The organism is Saccharothrix carnea (assembly GCF_003014735.1).
In the GTDB taxonomy this organism is placed as follows: Bacteria; Actinomycetota; Actinomycetes; order Mycobacteriales; family Pseudonocardiaceae; genus Actinosynnema; species Actinosynnema carneum.
Genome location: NZ_PYAX01000012.1, coordinates 1 through 14,990 on the forward strand (window position 1 = coordinate 1; position 14,990 = coordinate 14,990).

The window sequence follows — 14,990 nt, forward strand, 5'->3', positions numbered from 1 at the left end:
CCGCCCGCGAATCACCGGCATTGGCCGCCACCCACCGCGCACTCGACGTGTTCGGATCGGTGTAGAACGCCGAGTCGGCCGCCTGCGCGGTCGTGGCGCCACCGCCGAGGACCAGCGCCACCGCACTGGCGACCAGCGCGCTGGACAGCCCTCCGGCCGCGGCCAGCCTGGCCTTGTGTCGCGGTCGTCGCACGTCGGGGCCGGATTCGTGGGCGTTGTGTGCTCGCATCGGTAGTCCTCGCAGCGTCGGTGCTGAACGGGGGCTGGCTCGGCTGGGAGCGCTCCCAGGTGGCAGGACTGTAGCCAGTGGGAAACGGTGAAGAAAAGAGGCCGTGATCGACCGGTGACCCGCGCCGGTTTATACGGTCCGTGAAGAAAACGCCGGATGAACCACGCCTGAGATGGCTTGGCCGCCGACGAACGGGGCGTTCGCCACTGAGTGTGTTCATTTTGCTGGCCCACTGGTCCGACCGGGTGACTGAGACGCAGGTCACGGTGGAATCGAAGTTGATGTCGAAATTCCGTCGAATTACGCCGTGCGGCGGCGCGATTGCTAGGCCGAAAAGTCCATCTCTGGTGCATTGAACCGGACATTCCTAGTCTGGGAACGCTCCCAGTCCCTCTCGGACCCTGTTCTCGACCCGGAGGCAACGCAATGACGCGCACTCCCTCCCGACCCGTCGCGGTGGCCGCGACGACGGCGCTCCTGGCGGCCGTCGCCCTCGCCGCCACCGTGCTGGTGCCACACCTGCGACCGGTGGCCACCGCGCAGGTGGCGGCCCAAGCCGACCCGCGCGTCGAGCAGCTGCTCGCCCGCATGTCGCTGGACGACAAGGTCGGCCAGATGACCCAGGTCGACCGCGGCGCCCTCGACTCGCCGCAGGACCTGGCCACCTACCGGATCGGCTCGCTGCTGTCCGGCGGCGGCTCCGCGCCGACCCCGAACACGCCCCAGTCCTGGGCCGACATGTACGACAACTTCCAGCGCACGGCCATGTCCACGCCGCTGGGCATCCCGCTGATCTACGGCGTGGACGCGGTGCACGGGCACAACAACGTGCGCGGCGCGACGATCTTCCCGCACAACATCGGCCTGGGCGCCACGCGCGACCCCGAGCTGGTCGAGCGCATCGGCGAGGCCACCGCGAAGGAGGTCGCGGGCACCGGCATCGACTGGAACTTCGCACCCTGCCTGTGCGTGGCGCGCGACGACCGGTGGGGCCGCACCTACGAGTCGTTCGGCGAGGTGCCGGAGATCCCCACCGCGATGACCACCTACGTCGACGGCCTCCAGGGCACCACGCTCGGCGGCACGCCCAGCTCCGTGCTCGCCACCGCGAAGCACTTCATCGGCGACGGCGGCACCGCCGGTGGCGACGACCAGGGCGACGCGCGGATCAGCGAGCAGGAGCTGCGCGCGGTGCACCTGCCGCCGTTCGAGGCCGCCGTGGACCGGGGCGTCGGCTCGGTGATGATCTCCTACAGCAGTTGGAACGGCGTCAAGGCGCACGGCCACCGCTACCTGATCACCGACCTGCTCAAGACCGAGCTGGGCTTCACCGGGTTCGTGGTCTCGGACTGGGCGGGCATCGACCAGATCGACGGCGCCACCGGGTTCACCGGCGCCGAGGTCGCCGCCGCGGTCAACGCGGGCATCGACATGGTCATGGTGCCGACCGACTACCAGCGGTTCACCAGCCTGCTCAAGGCCGAGGTGCAGGCCGGTCGGGTGACGACGGCCCGGATCGACGACGCCAACCGCCGCATCCTGACCAAGAAGTTCGAGCTCGGCCTGTTCGAGCGCCCGCTCACCGACCGGTCGCTGACCTCGACGATCGGCTCGGCCGCGCACCGCGACCTGGCCCGCCAGGCGGTGCGGCAGTCGCAGGTGCTGCTGCGCAACGACGGCGTGCTGCCGCTGGCCAAGTCCGGCAAGTACTTCGTGGCGGGCAAGTCGGCCGACAACATCGGCTACCAGAGCGGCGGCTGGACGATCTCGTGGCAGGGCGGCAGCGGCAACATCACGCCCGGCACCACGATCCTGCAGGGCGTCCGCGACGCGGTCGGCTCCGGCGCGACGATCACCCACGACCGGTACGGCACCGGGGTGGACGGCTCGTACACCGCGGCCATCGCGGTGGTGGGGGAGACCCCGTACGCCGAGGGCCAGGGCGACCGGCCGCAGGGCCTGGGCATGGACCGCGAGGACCTGGAAACGATCAACCGGCTGCGCTCGGCGGGCATCCCGGTGGTCGTCGTGCTGGTGTCGGGGCGCCCGCTCGACTTCCTGGGCCAGGAGAGCCAGTGGGACGCGGTGCTCGCCTCGTGGCTGCCCGGCACCGAGGGCCGCGGCGTCGCCGACGTGCTGTTCGGCGACTACAACCCGACCGGCAAGCTGCCCGTGACCTGGATGGCCGGCGGCTCGCAGCAGCCGATCAACGCCGGTGACGGCAAGGCCGCCCTCTACCCGCTCGGCCACGGTCTGAGCTACGGCCCGACCACGACCACCACCACGCCGACCAGCACGACCACCTCCACCACCACGACGACCACAACCACAACCACCACCACGACGACCACCACGCCGCCGACCAGCAGTTGCGTGGCCACCGCCCGGATCGTGAGCGCCTGGCAGGGCGGCTTCCAGGCCGACGTCACCGTCACCAACACCGGCACGACCCCGATCACCGGCTGGCTCATCACCTGGACCAAGCCGGTCGACCAAACGATCCACAACCTGTGGAACGGCCGGATGACCGTGTCCGGCACGTCGGTGTCCGTGGAGAACGCCGGCTGGAACCCCACGATCCCACCGGGAGCTTCGGTGTCCTTCGGGTACACCGCGAGCGGGCCGGCGGTCGTCCCCCAGCTGACCTGCCGACCGAGGTAGCGGAGACCGTGGTGACGCTCTGGGAGCGCTCCCCAACGCTGGGTCATTCGGCTCAGCGTGCGCCAACGTTCGGCCCATGGGGTGAGGGCCGCCGAGCCGAACTTGTCAAGGCTTTGTGGCTGAACCCTCTTTTCACGGTGTTTCGATGCCGTTACAGTCCCCGACTGGGAGCGCTCCCAGAAACCTCCACCGCCCTGCCCCCTCGGAGGCACCGCATGCGACGACGCATGTCCGGAGCACTGGCCGGCACGCTAGCTGTGCTGGTCAGCGCCTTGACGCTGACCCCGTTCCAGCCGTCCGCGACGGCCGCGCCCGCGTTCAACTACGGCGAGGCCCTGCAGAAGTCGATCTGGTTCTACGACGCCCAGAGGTCCGGCGACCTGCCCGCGGACAACCGGGTGAACTGGCGCGGTGACTCCGCGCTGCGCGACGGCAGCGACGTCGGCCTGGACCTCTCGGGCGGTTTCTACGACGCGGGTGACCACGTCAAGTTCGGCCTGCCGTTCGCGGCCACGATGTCGATGCTCGCCTGGGGCGCGGTGGAGAACCGCGCCGCCTACGAGAGCTCGGGCCAGCTGCGGCACCTGATGGCGAACCTCAAGTGGGGCACGGACTGGATCATCAAGGCCCACCCGTCCCCGAACGTGGTGTACGGCCAGGTCGGCAAGGGCGACGACGACCACAAGTGGTGGGGTGCGGCCGAGGTCATGCAGATGGCCCGCCCGGCGTACAAAGTGGACGCCTCCTGCCCCGGCTCCGACCTCGCGGGCGAGTACGCGGCAGCCATGGCGTCGGCCTCGATGGTGTTCAAGCAGACCGACCCGACCTACGCGGCGACCCTGCTGACCCACGCCAAGCAGCTCTACACCTTCGCCGACACCTACCGCGGCAAGTACAGCGCCTGCATCACCGACTCGGCGAACTTCTACAACTCGTGGAGCGGCTACCAGGACGAGCTGGTGTGGGGCGCGATCTGGCTGTACCGCGCCACCGGTGACGCGAGCTACCTGGCCAAGGCCAAGGCGGAGTACCCCAAGCTGTCCACCGAGCAGCAGACCACCACGCGGTCGTACCGCTGGACGATCGCGTGGGACGACAAGTCCTACGGCGCCTACGCCCTGATGGCCAAGCTGACCGGTGAGGCCGAGTACGTCGCCGACGCCAACCGGTGGCTGGACTACTGGACCACCGGCTACAACGGCAACCGCGTGCGGTACTCGCCGGGCGGCCAGGCGCACCTCGACACCTGGGGCTCGCTGCGGTACGCGGCGAACACCGCGTTCGTCGCGCTGGTCTACAGCGACTGGCTGCGCGAGCGCGACGCCGCCCGGGCGACCACCTACCACGACTTCGGCGTGCGGCAGATCAACTACGCGCTGGGCGACAACCCGCGCAGCGCCAGCTACGTCGTCGGCTTCGGCGCCAACCCGCCGCGCAACCCGCACCACCGCACCGCGCACGGCGCGTGGGCCGACACCATGCAGGACCCGGTGACCAGCAGGCACGTCCTGTACGGCGCGCTGGTCGGCGGTCCCGGCACGAACAACGACTCCTACAAGGACGACCGCACCGACTTCGTCGCCAACGAGGTCGCGCTGGACTACAACGCCGGGTTCACCGGCGCGCTCGCCCGGCTCTACCAGGAGTACGGCGGCACGCCGCTGGCGAACTTCCCGGTCGCCGAGGCAACCGACGGTCCCGAGCTGACCGTGCAGGCCTCGGTCAACCAGAGCGCGGCCGGCTTCACCGAGATCAAGTCGTTCGTCTTCAACAAGACCGCGTGGCCCGCCCGGATGTTCAACGGCTCGCTGCGCTACTACTTCACCCTGGACGGCGCCACCACGCCGGACCAGATCACCGTCACCACGAACTACAACCAGTGCGGCACGCCCAGCGGACCCAAGCAGCACAGCGGCTCGGTGTACTACGTCGACGTGCCGTGCCCCGGCGTGTACCCGGGTGGCCAGTCCGCGCACAAGCACGAGGTGCAGTTCCGCATCACCAGCGCGGGCACCTGGGACCCGACCAACGACTGGTCGTACACCGGCCTCGGCACCGGCAACACGGTCGCGCTGACCGATCGCCTGGTGCTCGTGCAGGACGGCGTGGTGCAGTGGGGCAAGGAACCCGGTCCGGCCGTGGAGGACCGCGAGGCCCCCACCGTCCCGATCGGACTGCGCGCGTCCAACGTCGGCGCCACCAGCGCGACGCTGAGCTGGACCGCGTCCACCGACAACGTCGGGGTGACCGGCTACGAAGTGCTGCGGGCGGACGGCACGGTCGTAGGTGCCCCGGTCACCCCGACGTTCCAGCTCACCGGCCTGACGCCGGGCGAGCACAGCTTCTCCGTGCGCGCCAAGGACGCCGCGGGCAACCGGTCGGCGGCGAGCACGCCGATCTCGGTCACCATCGTGGCCGGTGACGACGACGAGCCGCCCACCGCGCCCAGCCGCCCGGTCGTCGGCTCCATCACCAGCACCGGCGCGACGTTGACCTGGACCGCGTCGTCGGACAACGTGGCCGTCGCGGGCTACGAGATCCTCCGTCCGGACGCGACGGTCGCGGCGACCACGACCGCGACGACCCACACGTTCACCGGCCTGACCGCGGACACCGCGTACACCTTCACCGTCCGCGCCAAGGACACGTCCGGCAACCTGTCCCCGCCGAGCACCGGGGTGACGTTCCGGACCACGCCGGGCGGTGCCACCGGTCCGGTCGCCGTGCAGCAGCGCGGCAACGGCTCGGCGAGCGCCAACCAGATCGGTGCGACGCTCGCCCTGGTCAACCGCGGCACGACGGCGGTCGACCGGTCCACCGTCACCCTCCGGTACTGGTTCACCGGCGACACCGCCAACGCCAACTACCAGGTGTACTGCGACTGGTCGGTGGTCGGCTGCGCCAACGTGCGCGCCACCGTCGTGAAGCTGCCCAACGCGCGACCGGGCGCGGACTCCTACCTGCAGGTGTCGTTCACCGCGGGCACGCTCGCCGCGGGCGCGAGCACCGGCGACATCCAGTTGCGGGTGGCCAAGTCCGACTGGTCGGCCTTCAACCAGGCCGACGACCACAGCTACCGGGTCAGCTCGACGCTGACCGACTTCGACCGGGTGACCGCCTACACCGGCGGCTCGCTCGCCTGGGGCACCGAGCCCTAGCACCCGGACTCGGCACGGGGCGTTCTGCGCGCCCAGGCGTCCCGTGCCGACACCACTCCCCGCCACGCCCTTTGAAGCTCGCGGGTCAATGGCTGATCCGTGCAGGAGGAGGACGCATGAGGTACCGCACCAGAGCGGGACGGTTGCGCACCGGTCCGCTCGCGCTGATAGCCGCGGCGGCAACTGCCGCGGGTGTTATGCCGTTCGTCGCGCCGGTGGCGAACGCGGCCGTGGCGTGCACGGTCAACTACCAGGTCACGAGCCAGTGGCAGGGTGGTTTCGGCGCCAACGTGTCCATTCGCAACGAGGGCGACCCGGTCAACAACTGGCGCCTTACGTGGACCTTCCCGGACGGCCAGCGAGTTCAGCAGGGCTGGAACGGCACGTTCTCGCAGAGCGGCACCGGGGTCACCGTGGCGGCGCCGGGTTGGGCTCCCAACCTCGGCACCGGCGCCACCGTGACGCCGGGCTTCAACGGCTCGTGGACCGGCCAGAACCGGCCGCCCACGGACTTCGCCCTCAACGGCACGCGCTGCACGGGCCCCAACGTCAACGTCAACCCGACCGCGTCGCTGACGTCGCCGACGACCGCGCAGTCGTTCCAGGTCGGCCAGGCGATCCCGCTGGCGGCCACCGCGGCCGACACCGACGGCACCATCGCCAAGGTCGAGTTCCTGGCCGACGGCGTGGTCGTCGCGACCGACACGAGCGCCCCGTACACGGGCTCGTGGACCGGTGCGACCGTGGGCGAGCACGCGATCGTCGCCCGTGCCACCGATGACAAGGGCGGGATCGGCAACTCCAGCATCGCCAGCATCCGCGTCATCGCGGGCCAGGCGGTGCAGGTCAGCCCGCCGACGCTGAGCGTGCGGCAGGGCACGACCGGCACCTTCGGTGTCTCGCTGGCCACCGCGCCGACCTCCAACGTCACGGTCACCGTGGCGCGTTCGGCGGGCAGCACCGACCTCACGGCCGGTCCGGTGTCGTTGACGTTCACCCCGGCCAACTGGTCGACCAAGCAGAACGTCACGGTCACCTCGGCGGCCAACGGCGGCGAGCTGGCCACGGCCACGTTCACCGCGAGCGCCACCGGTGCGACCGCGGCCACGGTCGAGGTGCGCGAGACCAGCGCCCAGACCTCGCCGTTCGAGCAGGAGTTCCTGAACCTCTACGCCAAGATCCACGACCCGGCGAGCGGGTACTTCCGCACCTTCTCCGATGGCCTGAAGGTGCCGTACCACTCGATCGAGACGCTGATGGTCGAGGCGCCGGACCACGGTCACCAGACCACGTCCGAGGCGTTCAGCTACTACCTGTGGCTGGAGGCGAGCTACGCCCGGATCACCGAGGACTGGTCTTCGTTCAAGAAGGCCTGGGCCTCGATGGAGAAGTACATCATCCCGGCCACGGCGGACCAGCCGACCAACAACAAGTACGACGCGTCCAAGCCCGCGACCTACGCTCCCGAGCACCCGCGGATGGACCTGTACCCGTCGCAGCTGGAGGCCGGCGTGCCGGTGGGTCGCGACCCGATCGCGGCCGAGCTGAAGGCGGCGTACGGCACCGACGACATCTACGGCATGCACTGGCTGATGGACGTCGACAACACCTACGGCTTCGGCCGGTGCGGTGACGAGTCCGACGCGGCGCCCGCGTACATCAACACCTACCAGCGCGGTTCGTCGGAGTCGGTGTGGGAGACCATCCCGCAGCCCTCGTGCGACACGTTCGCGCACGGTGGCCGCAACGGCTTCCTCGACCTGTTCACCAAGGACGCCAGCTACGCCAAGCAGTACAAGTACACCAACGCCCCGGACGCCGACGCGCGTGCGGTGCAGGTGGCGCTGCTGGCCCAGCGGTGGGCGACCGAGCAGGGCAAGGTCGCCGAGATCGCCCCCGAGGTCGCGAAGGCGGCCAAGATGGGTGACTACCTGCGCTACTCGCTGTTCGACAAGTACTTCAAGAAGGTCGGCAACTGCACCAACGCGACGACCTGCCCCGGTGGTACCGGCAAGGACAGCGCGCACTACCTGGTGTCCTGGTACTACGCGTGGGGTGGCGCGACCGACACGTCCGCCGGTTGGGCGTGGCGCATCGGCTCCGGTGCCTCGCACCAGGGCTACCAGAACCCGCTCGCGGCGTACGCGCTGGCGAACGAGCCGGCCCTGAAGCCGAAGTCGGCCACGGGTCAGCAGGACTGGGCCACGTCGATGACCCGTCAGCTCGAGCTGCTGCAGTGGCTGCAGTCGGCGGACGGCGCCATCGCCGGTGGTGTCACGAACACGTGGGAAGGCTCGTACAGCCAGCCGCCGGCCGGCACGCCGACCTTCTACGGCATGTTCTACGACGCCCACCCGGTGTGGCGCGACCCGCCGTCGAACCGCTGGTTCGGCTTCCAGGCGTGGCAGATGGAGCGCACCGCGGCGCTCTACGAGATGACCGGCAACGCGACGGCCAAGAAGATCCTCGACAAGTGGGTCCCCTGGGCCATCGCGAACACCACCGTGGGCACCAACGGTCAGTTCCAGATCCCCTCGGACCTGGAGTGGACCGGCGCGCCGGACAACTGGAACGCCACCAGCCCCGGTGCCAACGCGAACCTGCGCGTGCGCGTGCTCAACCACAGCCAGGACGTCGGCATCGCCGCGTCCTACGCCAAGACGCTCCTCAACTACGCGGCCGAGTCGGGCAACGCCCAGGCGAAGACCGTTGGTGAGGGCCTCTTGACGGCGCTGCTGGCGCACAAGACCGACAAGGGCATCACGGTGCCCGAGGAGCGCAAGGACTACAACCGCTTCGACGACGTCTACAACGCGACGACGCGCGAGGGTCCGTACGTTCCGTCTGGTTGGACGGGCACCATGCCCAACGGCGACCAGATCAAGCCCGGTGTGTCCTTCGTGGACATCCGCTCGATGTTCAAGCAGGACAAGGACTGGCCGAAGGTCCAGGCTTACCTGGACGGCGGCCCCGCGCCGACCTTCACCTACCACCGGTTCTGGGCGCAAGCTGAGATCGCCACGGCGTTCCAGCTGCACGTGGAGCTGTTCGGGTAGACCGAGGAAGGTCGCCGGCACCCCCCTCACGACGTGGTGAGGGGGGTGTTCGGCGTGTCTCGAACCGTCTCGATAGTCGAATGCGTTCGACGCGGACATCGCGGATGAAACAACCTTGAAACTTCGGTGTTGACTCCGGTGAGAGAGCTGTGCCACATTTCTGGCACCCCGCCCCGCTGACTCCGGTCGGCGTTGTTGTCGCAGCGATCGAAACGATTCGATTCAGTGAGCTGCACCTTCGAACAATTCGACGACCGCGAGAGGTGTGCCGTGGACCCGCTGCCGTTCCGCGATCCGGGTCTGCCGGTCGAGGACAGGGTGACCGACCTGCTCGGCCGGCTGACCGACGAGGAGAAGGTGGCGCTGCTGCACCAGCACCAGCCGGCCGTGCCGAGACTGGGGTTGGCGGCGTTCCACACCGGGATGGAGGCGCTGCACGGCGTCGCGTGGCTGGGACCGGCCACCGTGTTCCCGCAAGCCGTGGGGCTGGCGTCCTCGTGGGACCTCGACCTCGTGCGGCGGGTCGGCGAGGCGGTCGGCGTGGAGGCGCGGGGTTTCCACCACCGGGACCCGGTCGCGCACGGCCTGAACGTGTGGGCGCCGGTGGTGAACCCGTTGCGCGACCCGCGTTGGGGCCGCAACGAGGAGGGCTACTCCGAGGACCCGACGTTGACCGCGGCGATGGGCACGGCGTACGCGACGGGTCTGCGCGGTGATCACCCGCGTTACCTGCGGACGGCGCCGACGCTGAAGCACTTCCTGGGCTACAACAACGAGGACGACCGCTGCGTCACGTCGTCCGACCTGCGGCCGCGGGTGCTGCACGAGTACGAGCTGCCGTGCTTCCGCGGCCCGATCGAGGCGGGCGCGGCGGTGGCCGTGATGCCGTCGTACAACCTGGTCAACGGTCGTCCCGCGCACCTGAGCCCGTTGATCGGGCAGGAGTTGCGGACGTGGGCGCCGGACGGGCTCGCGATCGTCAGCGACGCCTACGCGCCGTCGAACGTGGCGGGGTTGCAGGCGTACCTGGCGACCCAGGCCGAGGGGCACGCGGCGTTGCTCGACGCGGGCCTGGACAGCTTCACCGACCAGGACGCCGACCCGACGTTGATGATCGAGAGCGTCACCACGGCGATCAAGGACGGCCTGCTGGACAGGTCGGCGGTGGACCGGGCGGTCGGCAACGTGCTCGCGCTGCGGTTCCGGCTCGGCGAGTTCGACCCGCCCGACGACAACCCCTACGCCTCGATCACGTCCGACGTGATCGGCACCCACGGCGGGCTGGCGCTGGAGGCGGCACGGCAGGCGGTCGTGCTGCTGCGCAACGCCTCCGCGCTGCCACTGGCCCGCGGCACGAAGCTCGCCGTCATCGGCACGCACGCGGACACGCTGTTCGAGGACTGGTACAGCGGCACCCTGCCGTACCAGGTGACCGTCCGAAGTGCACTGGAGGAGTTCGCCTCCGTCACCTACGCGGAGGGCGTCGACCGGATCGCGCTGCGCACGGCGGACGGCCGTTACCTGGGTGTGCGCGGCGGTGTCGTCGGCTTGGGGGAGCGGTCGCTGTTCGACCGCTTCGACTGGGGCGACGGGGTGTGGACGCTGCGCGACGTGGGCTCGCGCCGCTACCTCGGGGTGGGCGAGGACGGTGCGCTGGTCGCCACCGCCACCACACCGAGTGGCTGGGACGTGCGCGAGCTGTTCGAGCCGCGGCTCACGGACGGCGGTGTGGTGCTGCGCAACACCGTCTGCGGAGCCGACGATCCGGCAACAGTGCAGGGCGACCTCAGCCTGGACAGCACCCCGTTCGAGATCGAACGGGTGGTGGACGGCATCGCGGCGGCGGCCGAAGCGGCTTCCCGAGCCGACACCGCCGTGCTGGTGCTGGGCAACGACCCGCACATCAACGGCCGCGAGACGCAGGACCGCACCACGCTGCGCCTGCCGTCGCTGGACCTGGTCCGCGCGGTCCGCGAGGCCAACCCGAACACGGTGCTGGTGCTCGTGAGCAGCTACCCGTACGCGCTGGACGGCGAGGAAGAGCACCTGCCGGGCATCGTGTGGACCGCGCACGGCGGGCAGGAGCAGGGCCGGGCGGTGGCGGAGGCGTTGTACGGCGTGTTCTCCCCATCGGGCAAGCTGACCCAGACCTGGTACCGCTCCGACGACGACCTGCCGGACATCTTCGACTACGACATCATCCGGGCGGGCGGCACGTACCTGTACTTCACCGGCGAGCCGCTGTTCCCGTTCGGCCACGGGCTGTCCTACACCACGTTCGAGTACTCCGACCTCACGTGGGTCGACGGCGTCGCCACCGTGTCGGTGACCAACACAGGTGACGTCGCGGGCGCGGAGGTCGTGCAGCTGTACTCCTCGGCGCTGGACTCGCGGGTGCGGCAGCCGGTGCGCAAGCTCCAGTCGTTCCACCGGGTCCACCTCGCGCCGGGCGAGGCCGCGGTGGTCGGGCTGCGCGCCGACCAGCTCTGGCACTGGGACGTCGTCACGGGCCGCCGGGTGGTCGAGGCCGGGCGGTACGAGCTGCTGGTCGGCGCGTCGTCCAGGGACATCCGGTCGCGGCTGGTGGTGGACGTGGCGGGGGAGACCATCGCGCCACGCGTGGGCGTCCTGCCCGCCCCGGACTTCGACGACTGCGACGGCGTGCGGCTGGTGGACGACGAGGTCGTGTTCACCCGCGAGGGCGCGTGGATCTCGTTCGAGGACGTGACGCCGGGACCGCGGTCCGCCCCACCGGGGACCCGGATCTCGGTCGACGGAACGTCGCTGGTGCTCACCGCGGAAGCGGCGGGCGTGCGGGTGCGGGAGGTGCGCTGACGTGGTCACCATCGCCGACGTCGCGCGGCACGCGGGTGTCGCGCCGAGCACGGTGTCGTACGTGCTCACCGGCCGCCGCTCGATCTCCTCGGCCACCAAGGCGAGGGTCGAGGCGAGCGTGCGGGCCCTGGGCTACCACCCGCACGCGGGTGCCAGGTCGCTGGCCAGCAACCGCGCCAACGTGCTCGCGCTGGTGCTGCCGATGCGCGAGGGCATGCACATGCCGGTGCTGATGCAGTTCGTCGTCGCGGTCGCCAACGCGGCCCGCCGGCACGACCACGACGTGCTGCTGGTGACCGCCGACCAGGGCGCGGCGGGGCTGCGCCGGGTGGCGGGCAGCGCCCAGGTCGACGGGCTGCTGGTGATGGACGTGGAGATGCACGACGAGCGCGTGCCCGTGCTGCGGGACCTGGACCGGCCCTCGGTGCTCATCGGCTTCCCCGCGGACGCGGCCGGGCTGACGTGCGTCGACCTGGACTTCGCCGAGGCGGGCTCGCGGTGCGTCGACCACCTGGCCGACCTCGGGCACACCTACGTGGCACTGGTCGGCGCGCCGCGCGCGGTCTACCAGCGCGACACCGGTTTCGCGCACCGCACCATGGCCGGGTTCAGCGCGGCGGCGATGCGGCGCGGCGTCTCGTCGACCACGCTGCCGACCGAGACCGACCACGAGTCGGTCCGGGTCGCCATCACCGGCCTGCTCGAACGCCACCCGGCGGTGACGGGACTGGTGGTGCACAACGAGGCCGCGCTGCCGTCCGTGGTCGAGGTGCTGCGGTCGCTGGGCCGCAAGGTGCCCGACGACGTCGCGGTGATCGCGATCTGCCCGGACGACCAGGCCGAGCGGCTGATGCCGCCGCTGACCTCGGTGGCGGTGCCCGCCGAGCAGTTGGGCCACCACGCGGTGGCGCTGCTGATGGCCAAGCTCGACCGGACGCCGACGCCCCCGCTCACGCTGTTGCCGCCACGGCTCACCGAAAGGGCGAGCACGACCCGCTGACCACCGTTCTGCCGTCCGGCGCGAGCCCGTGCCCGGTTTCGAAGCGCTTCGACTCACCACGGAGGGACACCGATGGGTACGCGTGGGATCACCGGCGGCTTCGACTGGCGCGACGGCCACCAGGTGGTGCGCGTCGAGGCGTGGGGCCCGGACGCGGTCCGGGTGCGGGTCGGTCTGCACGGTGTCCGCGACGACGTGCCCGGCGCGCTGGAGCACCGGCCCGCGGCCGAGGTCGACGTCGAGGTCGGCGAGGACCACGCCGTGCTGGTCAACGGCACGCTGCGGGTCGAGCTGGGCGACGGGCTGCTCCGGTTCGTCCGCGCGGACACGGGGTCCGAGCTGCTGGCCGAGGAGCGGATCCACTTCTGGTGGCCGGGCGCGCGGCAGTTCACCGCCACCGGCAACGGCTACCACCGGATCGCGCAGAACTTCCGCGCCTACGACGGTGAACGCCTCTTCGGCCTCGGGCAGCACCAGCACGGCCTGCTCGACCAGAAGGGTGCGGTGGTCGAGCTGGTGCAGCGCAACTCCGAGGTCACCATCCCGTTCCTGGTCTCCAGCCGCGGCTACGGGCTGCTGTGGAACACACCCGCGGTCGGGCGGGTGGAGCTGGGCGTCACGGGGACGCGTTGGGTGTCCGACAGCGCGCGTCAGGTCGACTACTGGTTCACCGCGGGCGAGCCCGCCGACGTGCTGCGCCGGTACGCGGACGTGACCGGCCACGCGCCGCCGTTCCCGGAGTGGGCGGCCGGTTTCTGGCAGAGCAAGCTGCGCTACCGCTCGCAGGAGGAACTGCTGGCGGTGGCCCGCGAGCACCGCGACCGTGGCCTGCCGCTGTCGGTGATCGTGGTGGACTTCTTCCACTGGACCCACCTCGGCGAGTGGCGGTTCGACCCGGCCGAGTGGCCGGACCCGGCGGCGGCCGTGCGCGAGCTGGCGGAGATGGGCGTCAAGCTCATGGTCTCGGTGTGGCCCTCGGTCAGCCCGCTGTCGCCGCTGTACCGGGAGATGACCGACCGGGGCCTGCTGCTGGCGTCCGAGGCCGGTCCGCCGGTGCACGCGGACTGGCCGGACAAGGGCGTGGCCGGCGAGGTCGGCGTGTCGTTCTACGATCCGTTCGACCCGGAGGCCCGCGCGTTCGTCTGGGACCAGGTCAAGCGCAACTACTACGACCACGGCGTGCGGGTGTGGTGGCTGGACGCGTGCGAGCCGGAGCTCAAGCCCGGCACGCCGGCGAACCTGCGCACCCACGCCGGACCGGGTCAGGAAGTCCTCAACGCCTACCCCCTGCACAACGCCAAGGCGTTCCACGACGGCATGCGGGCGGAGGGCGAGACCGAGATCATCACGCTGAACCGCTCGGCGTGGGCGGGCAGCCAGCGCTACGGCGCGGCGCTGTGGTCCGGTGACATCCCGGCCACCTTCGAGTCCCTGGCCGCGCAGGTCCGGGCCGGGTTGAACGTGGCGCTGTCCGGCATCCCGTGGTGGACCACCGACATCGGCGGCTTCCACGGCGGCGACCCGGACTCGCCCGAGTACCGCGAGCTGGTCGTGCGCTGGTTCCAGTACGGCGCGCTGTGCCCGTTGTTCCGCCTGCACGGCTACCGCGAACCGGCGACGCCGTTCAGCCCGGCCATGACCGGTGGCCCCAACGAGGTGTGGTCGTACGGCGAGGAAGCGTACGGGCACATCACCGCCGCCCTGCGGCTGCGCGAATCGCTGCGGCCGTACGTGGTGGCGCAGATGCGGGTGGCCTCCGAGACCGGCCTGCCGCCCATGCGCCCGTTGTTCGTGGACTTCCCGGACGACGAGGCCGCGTGGGCGGTTGACGACCAGTTCCTGCTCGGCCCCGACCTCCTCGTCGCCCCGGTCTACCGGCTCGGTCGGCGATCACGCGAGGTGCTCCTCCCGGCGGGCGCGCGGTGGACCGACCGCGCGACCGGCGTGCTCCACGAGGGCGGCCAGACGCTCTGGGTCGACGCACCGCTCGACCGCATCCCCCTCTTCGTGCGCGAAGGCGCACAACTTCCCTGATCCGACACAAAGGGGCG

The 14,990-nt window shown here is 70.7% G+C and carries 6 protein-coding genes and 2 pseudogenes; 7 read left to right on the top strand and 1 reads right to left on the bottom strand.

Annotated elements, in window-relative coordinates:
- A pseudogene (locus tag B0I31_RS29805) lies at positions 1-229 on the bottom strand (hypothetical protein); the annotation flags it as partial.
- Between the two features lie 426 nt (positions 230-655).
- Here B0I31_RS29805 and B0I31_RS29810 point away from each other — a divergent pair.
- From B0I31_RS29810 to B0I31_RS29835, 7 genes and pseudogenes are all read left to right on the top strand, one after another.
- Positions 656-2,491: pseudogene (locus B0I31_RS29810) on the top strand (glycoside hydrolase family 3 protein); the annotation flags it as partial.
- A gap of 111 nt (positions 2,492-2,602) precedes the next feature.
- Positions 2,603-2,890, top strand: a complete 288-nt coding sequence (locus B0I31_RS42090) for a cellulose binding domain-containing protein (protein WP_281262329.1) — start codon at positions 2,603-2,605, stop codon at positions 2,888-2,890.
- A 215-nt stretch (positions 2,891-3,105) separates the two neighbouring features.
- A complete protein-coding gene (locus B0I31_RS29815; RefSeq protein ID WP_106618728.1) occupies positions 3,106-6,048 on the top strand; it encodes a glycoside hydrolase family 9 protein in 2,943 nt (980 codons plus the stop codon).
- 197 nt (positions 6,049-6,245) lie between these two features.
- Positions 6,246-9,104 (top strand): glycoside hydrolase family 48 protein, encoded by a 2,859-nt coding sequence (locus tag B0I31_RS29820; protein ID WP_245950548.1) that lies wholly within the window; start codon positions 6,246-6,248, stop codon positions 9,102-9,104.
- A 225-nt stretch (positions 9,105-9,329) separates the two neighbouring features.
- Positions 9,330-11,939: a beta-glucosidase family protein gene (locus tag B0I31_RS29825; protein WP_219910860.1), complete on the top strand. Its 2,610-nt coding sequence runs from the start codon at positions 9,330-9,332 to the stop codon at positions 11,937-11,939.
- Between the two features lies 1 nt (position 11,940).
- On the top strand, positions 11,941-12,939 hold the full coding sequence (locus B0I31_RS29830) for a LacI family DNA-binding transcriptional regulator (RefSeq protein WP_073886659.1): 999 nt from the start codon (positions 11,941-11,943) through the stop codon (positions 12,937-12,939).
- Between the two features lie 72 nt (positions 12,940-13,011).
- The gene (locus B0I31_RS29835; protein ID WP_106618730.1) at positions 13,012-14,973 is read left to right on the top strand and encodes a glycoside hydrolase family 31 protein; all 1,962 of its coding nucleotides are present in this window, start codon (positions 13,012-13,014) and stop codon (positions 14,971-14,973) included.
- Positions 14,974-14,990: the final 17 nt, after the last annotated feature.

Coding starts and splice junctions, on each gene's coding strand:
- B0I31_RS29820 (WP_245950548.1), top strand. CDS start 6,246: ATGCCGTTCGTCGCGCCGGTGGCGAACGCGGCCGTGGCGTGCACGGTC.
- B0I31_RS29835 (WP_106618730.1), top strand. CDS start 13,012: ATGGGTACGCGTGGGATCACCGGCGGCTTCGACTGGCGCGACGGCCAC.
- B0I31_RS29815 (WP_106618728.1), top strand. CDS start 3,106: ATGCGACGACGCATGTCCGGAGCACTGGCCGGCACGCTAGCTGTGCTG.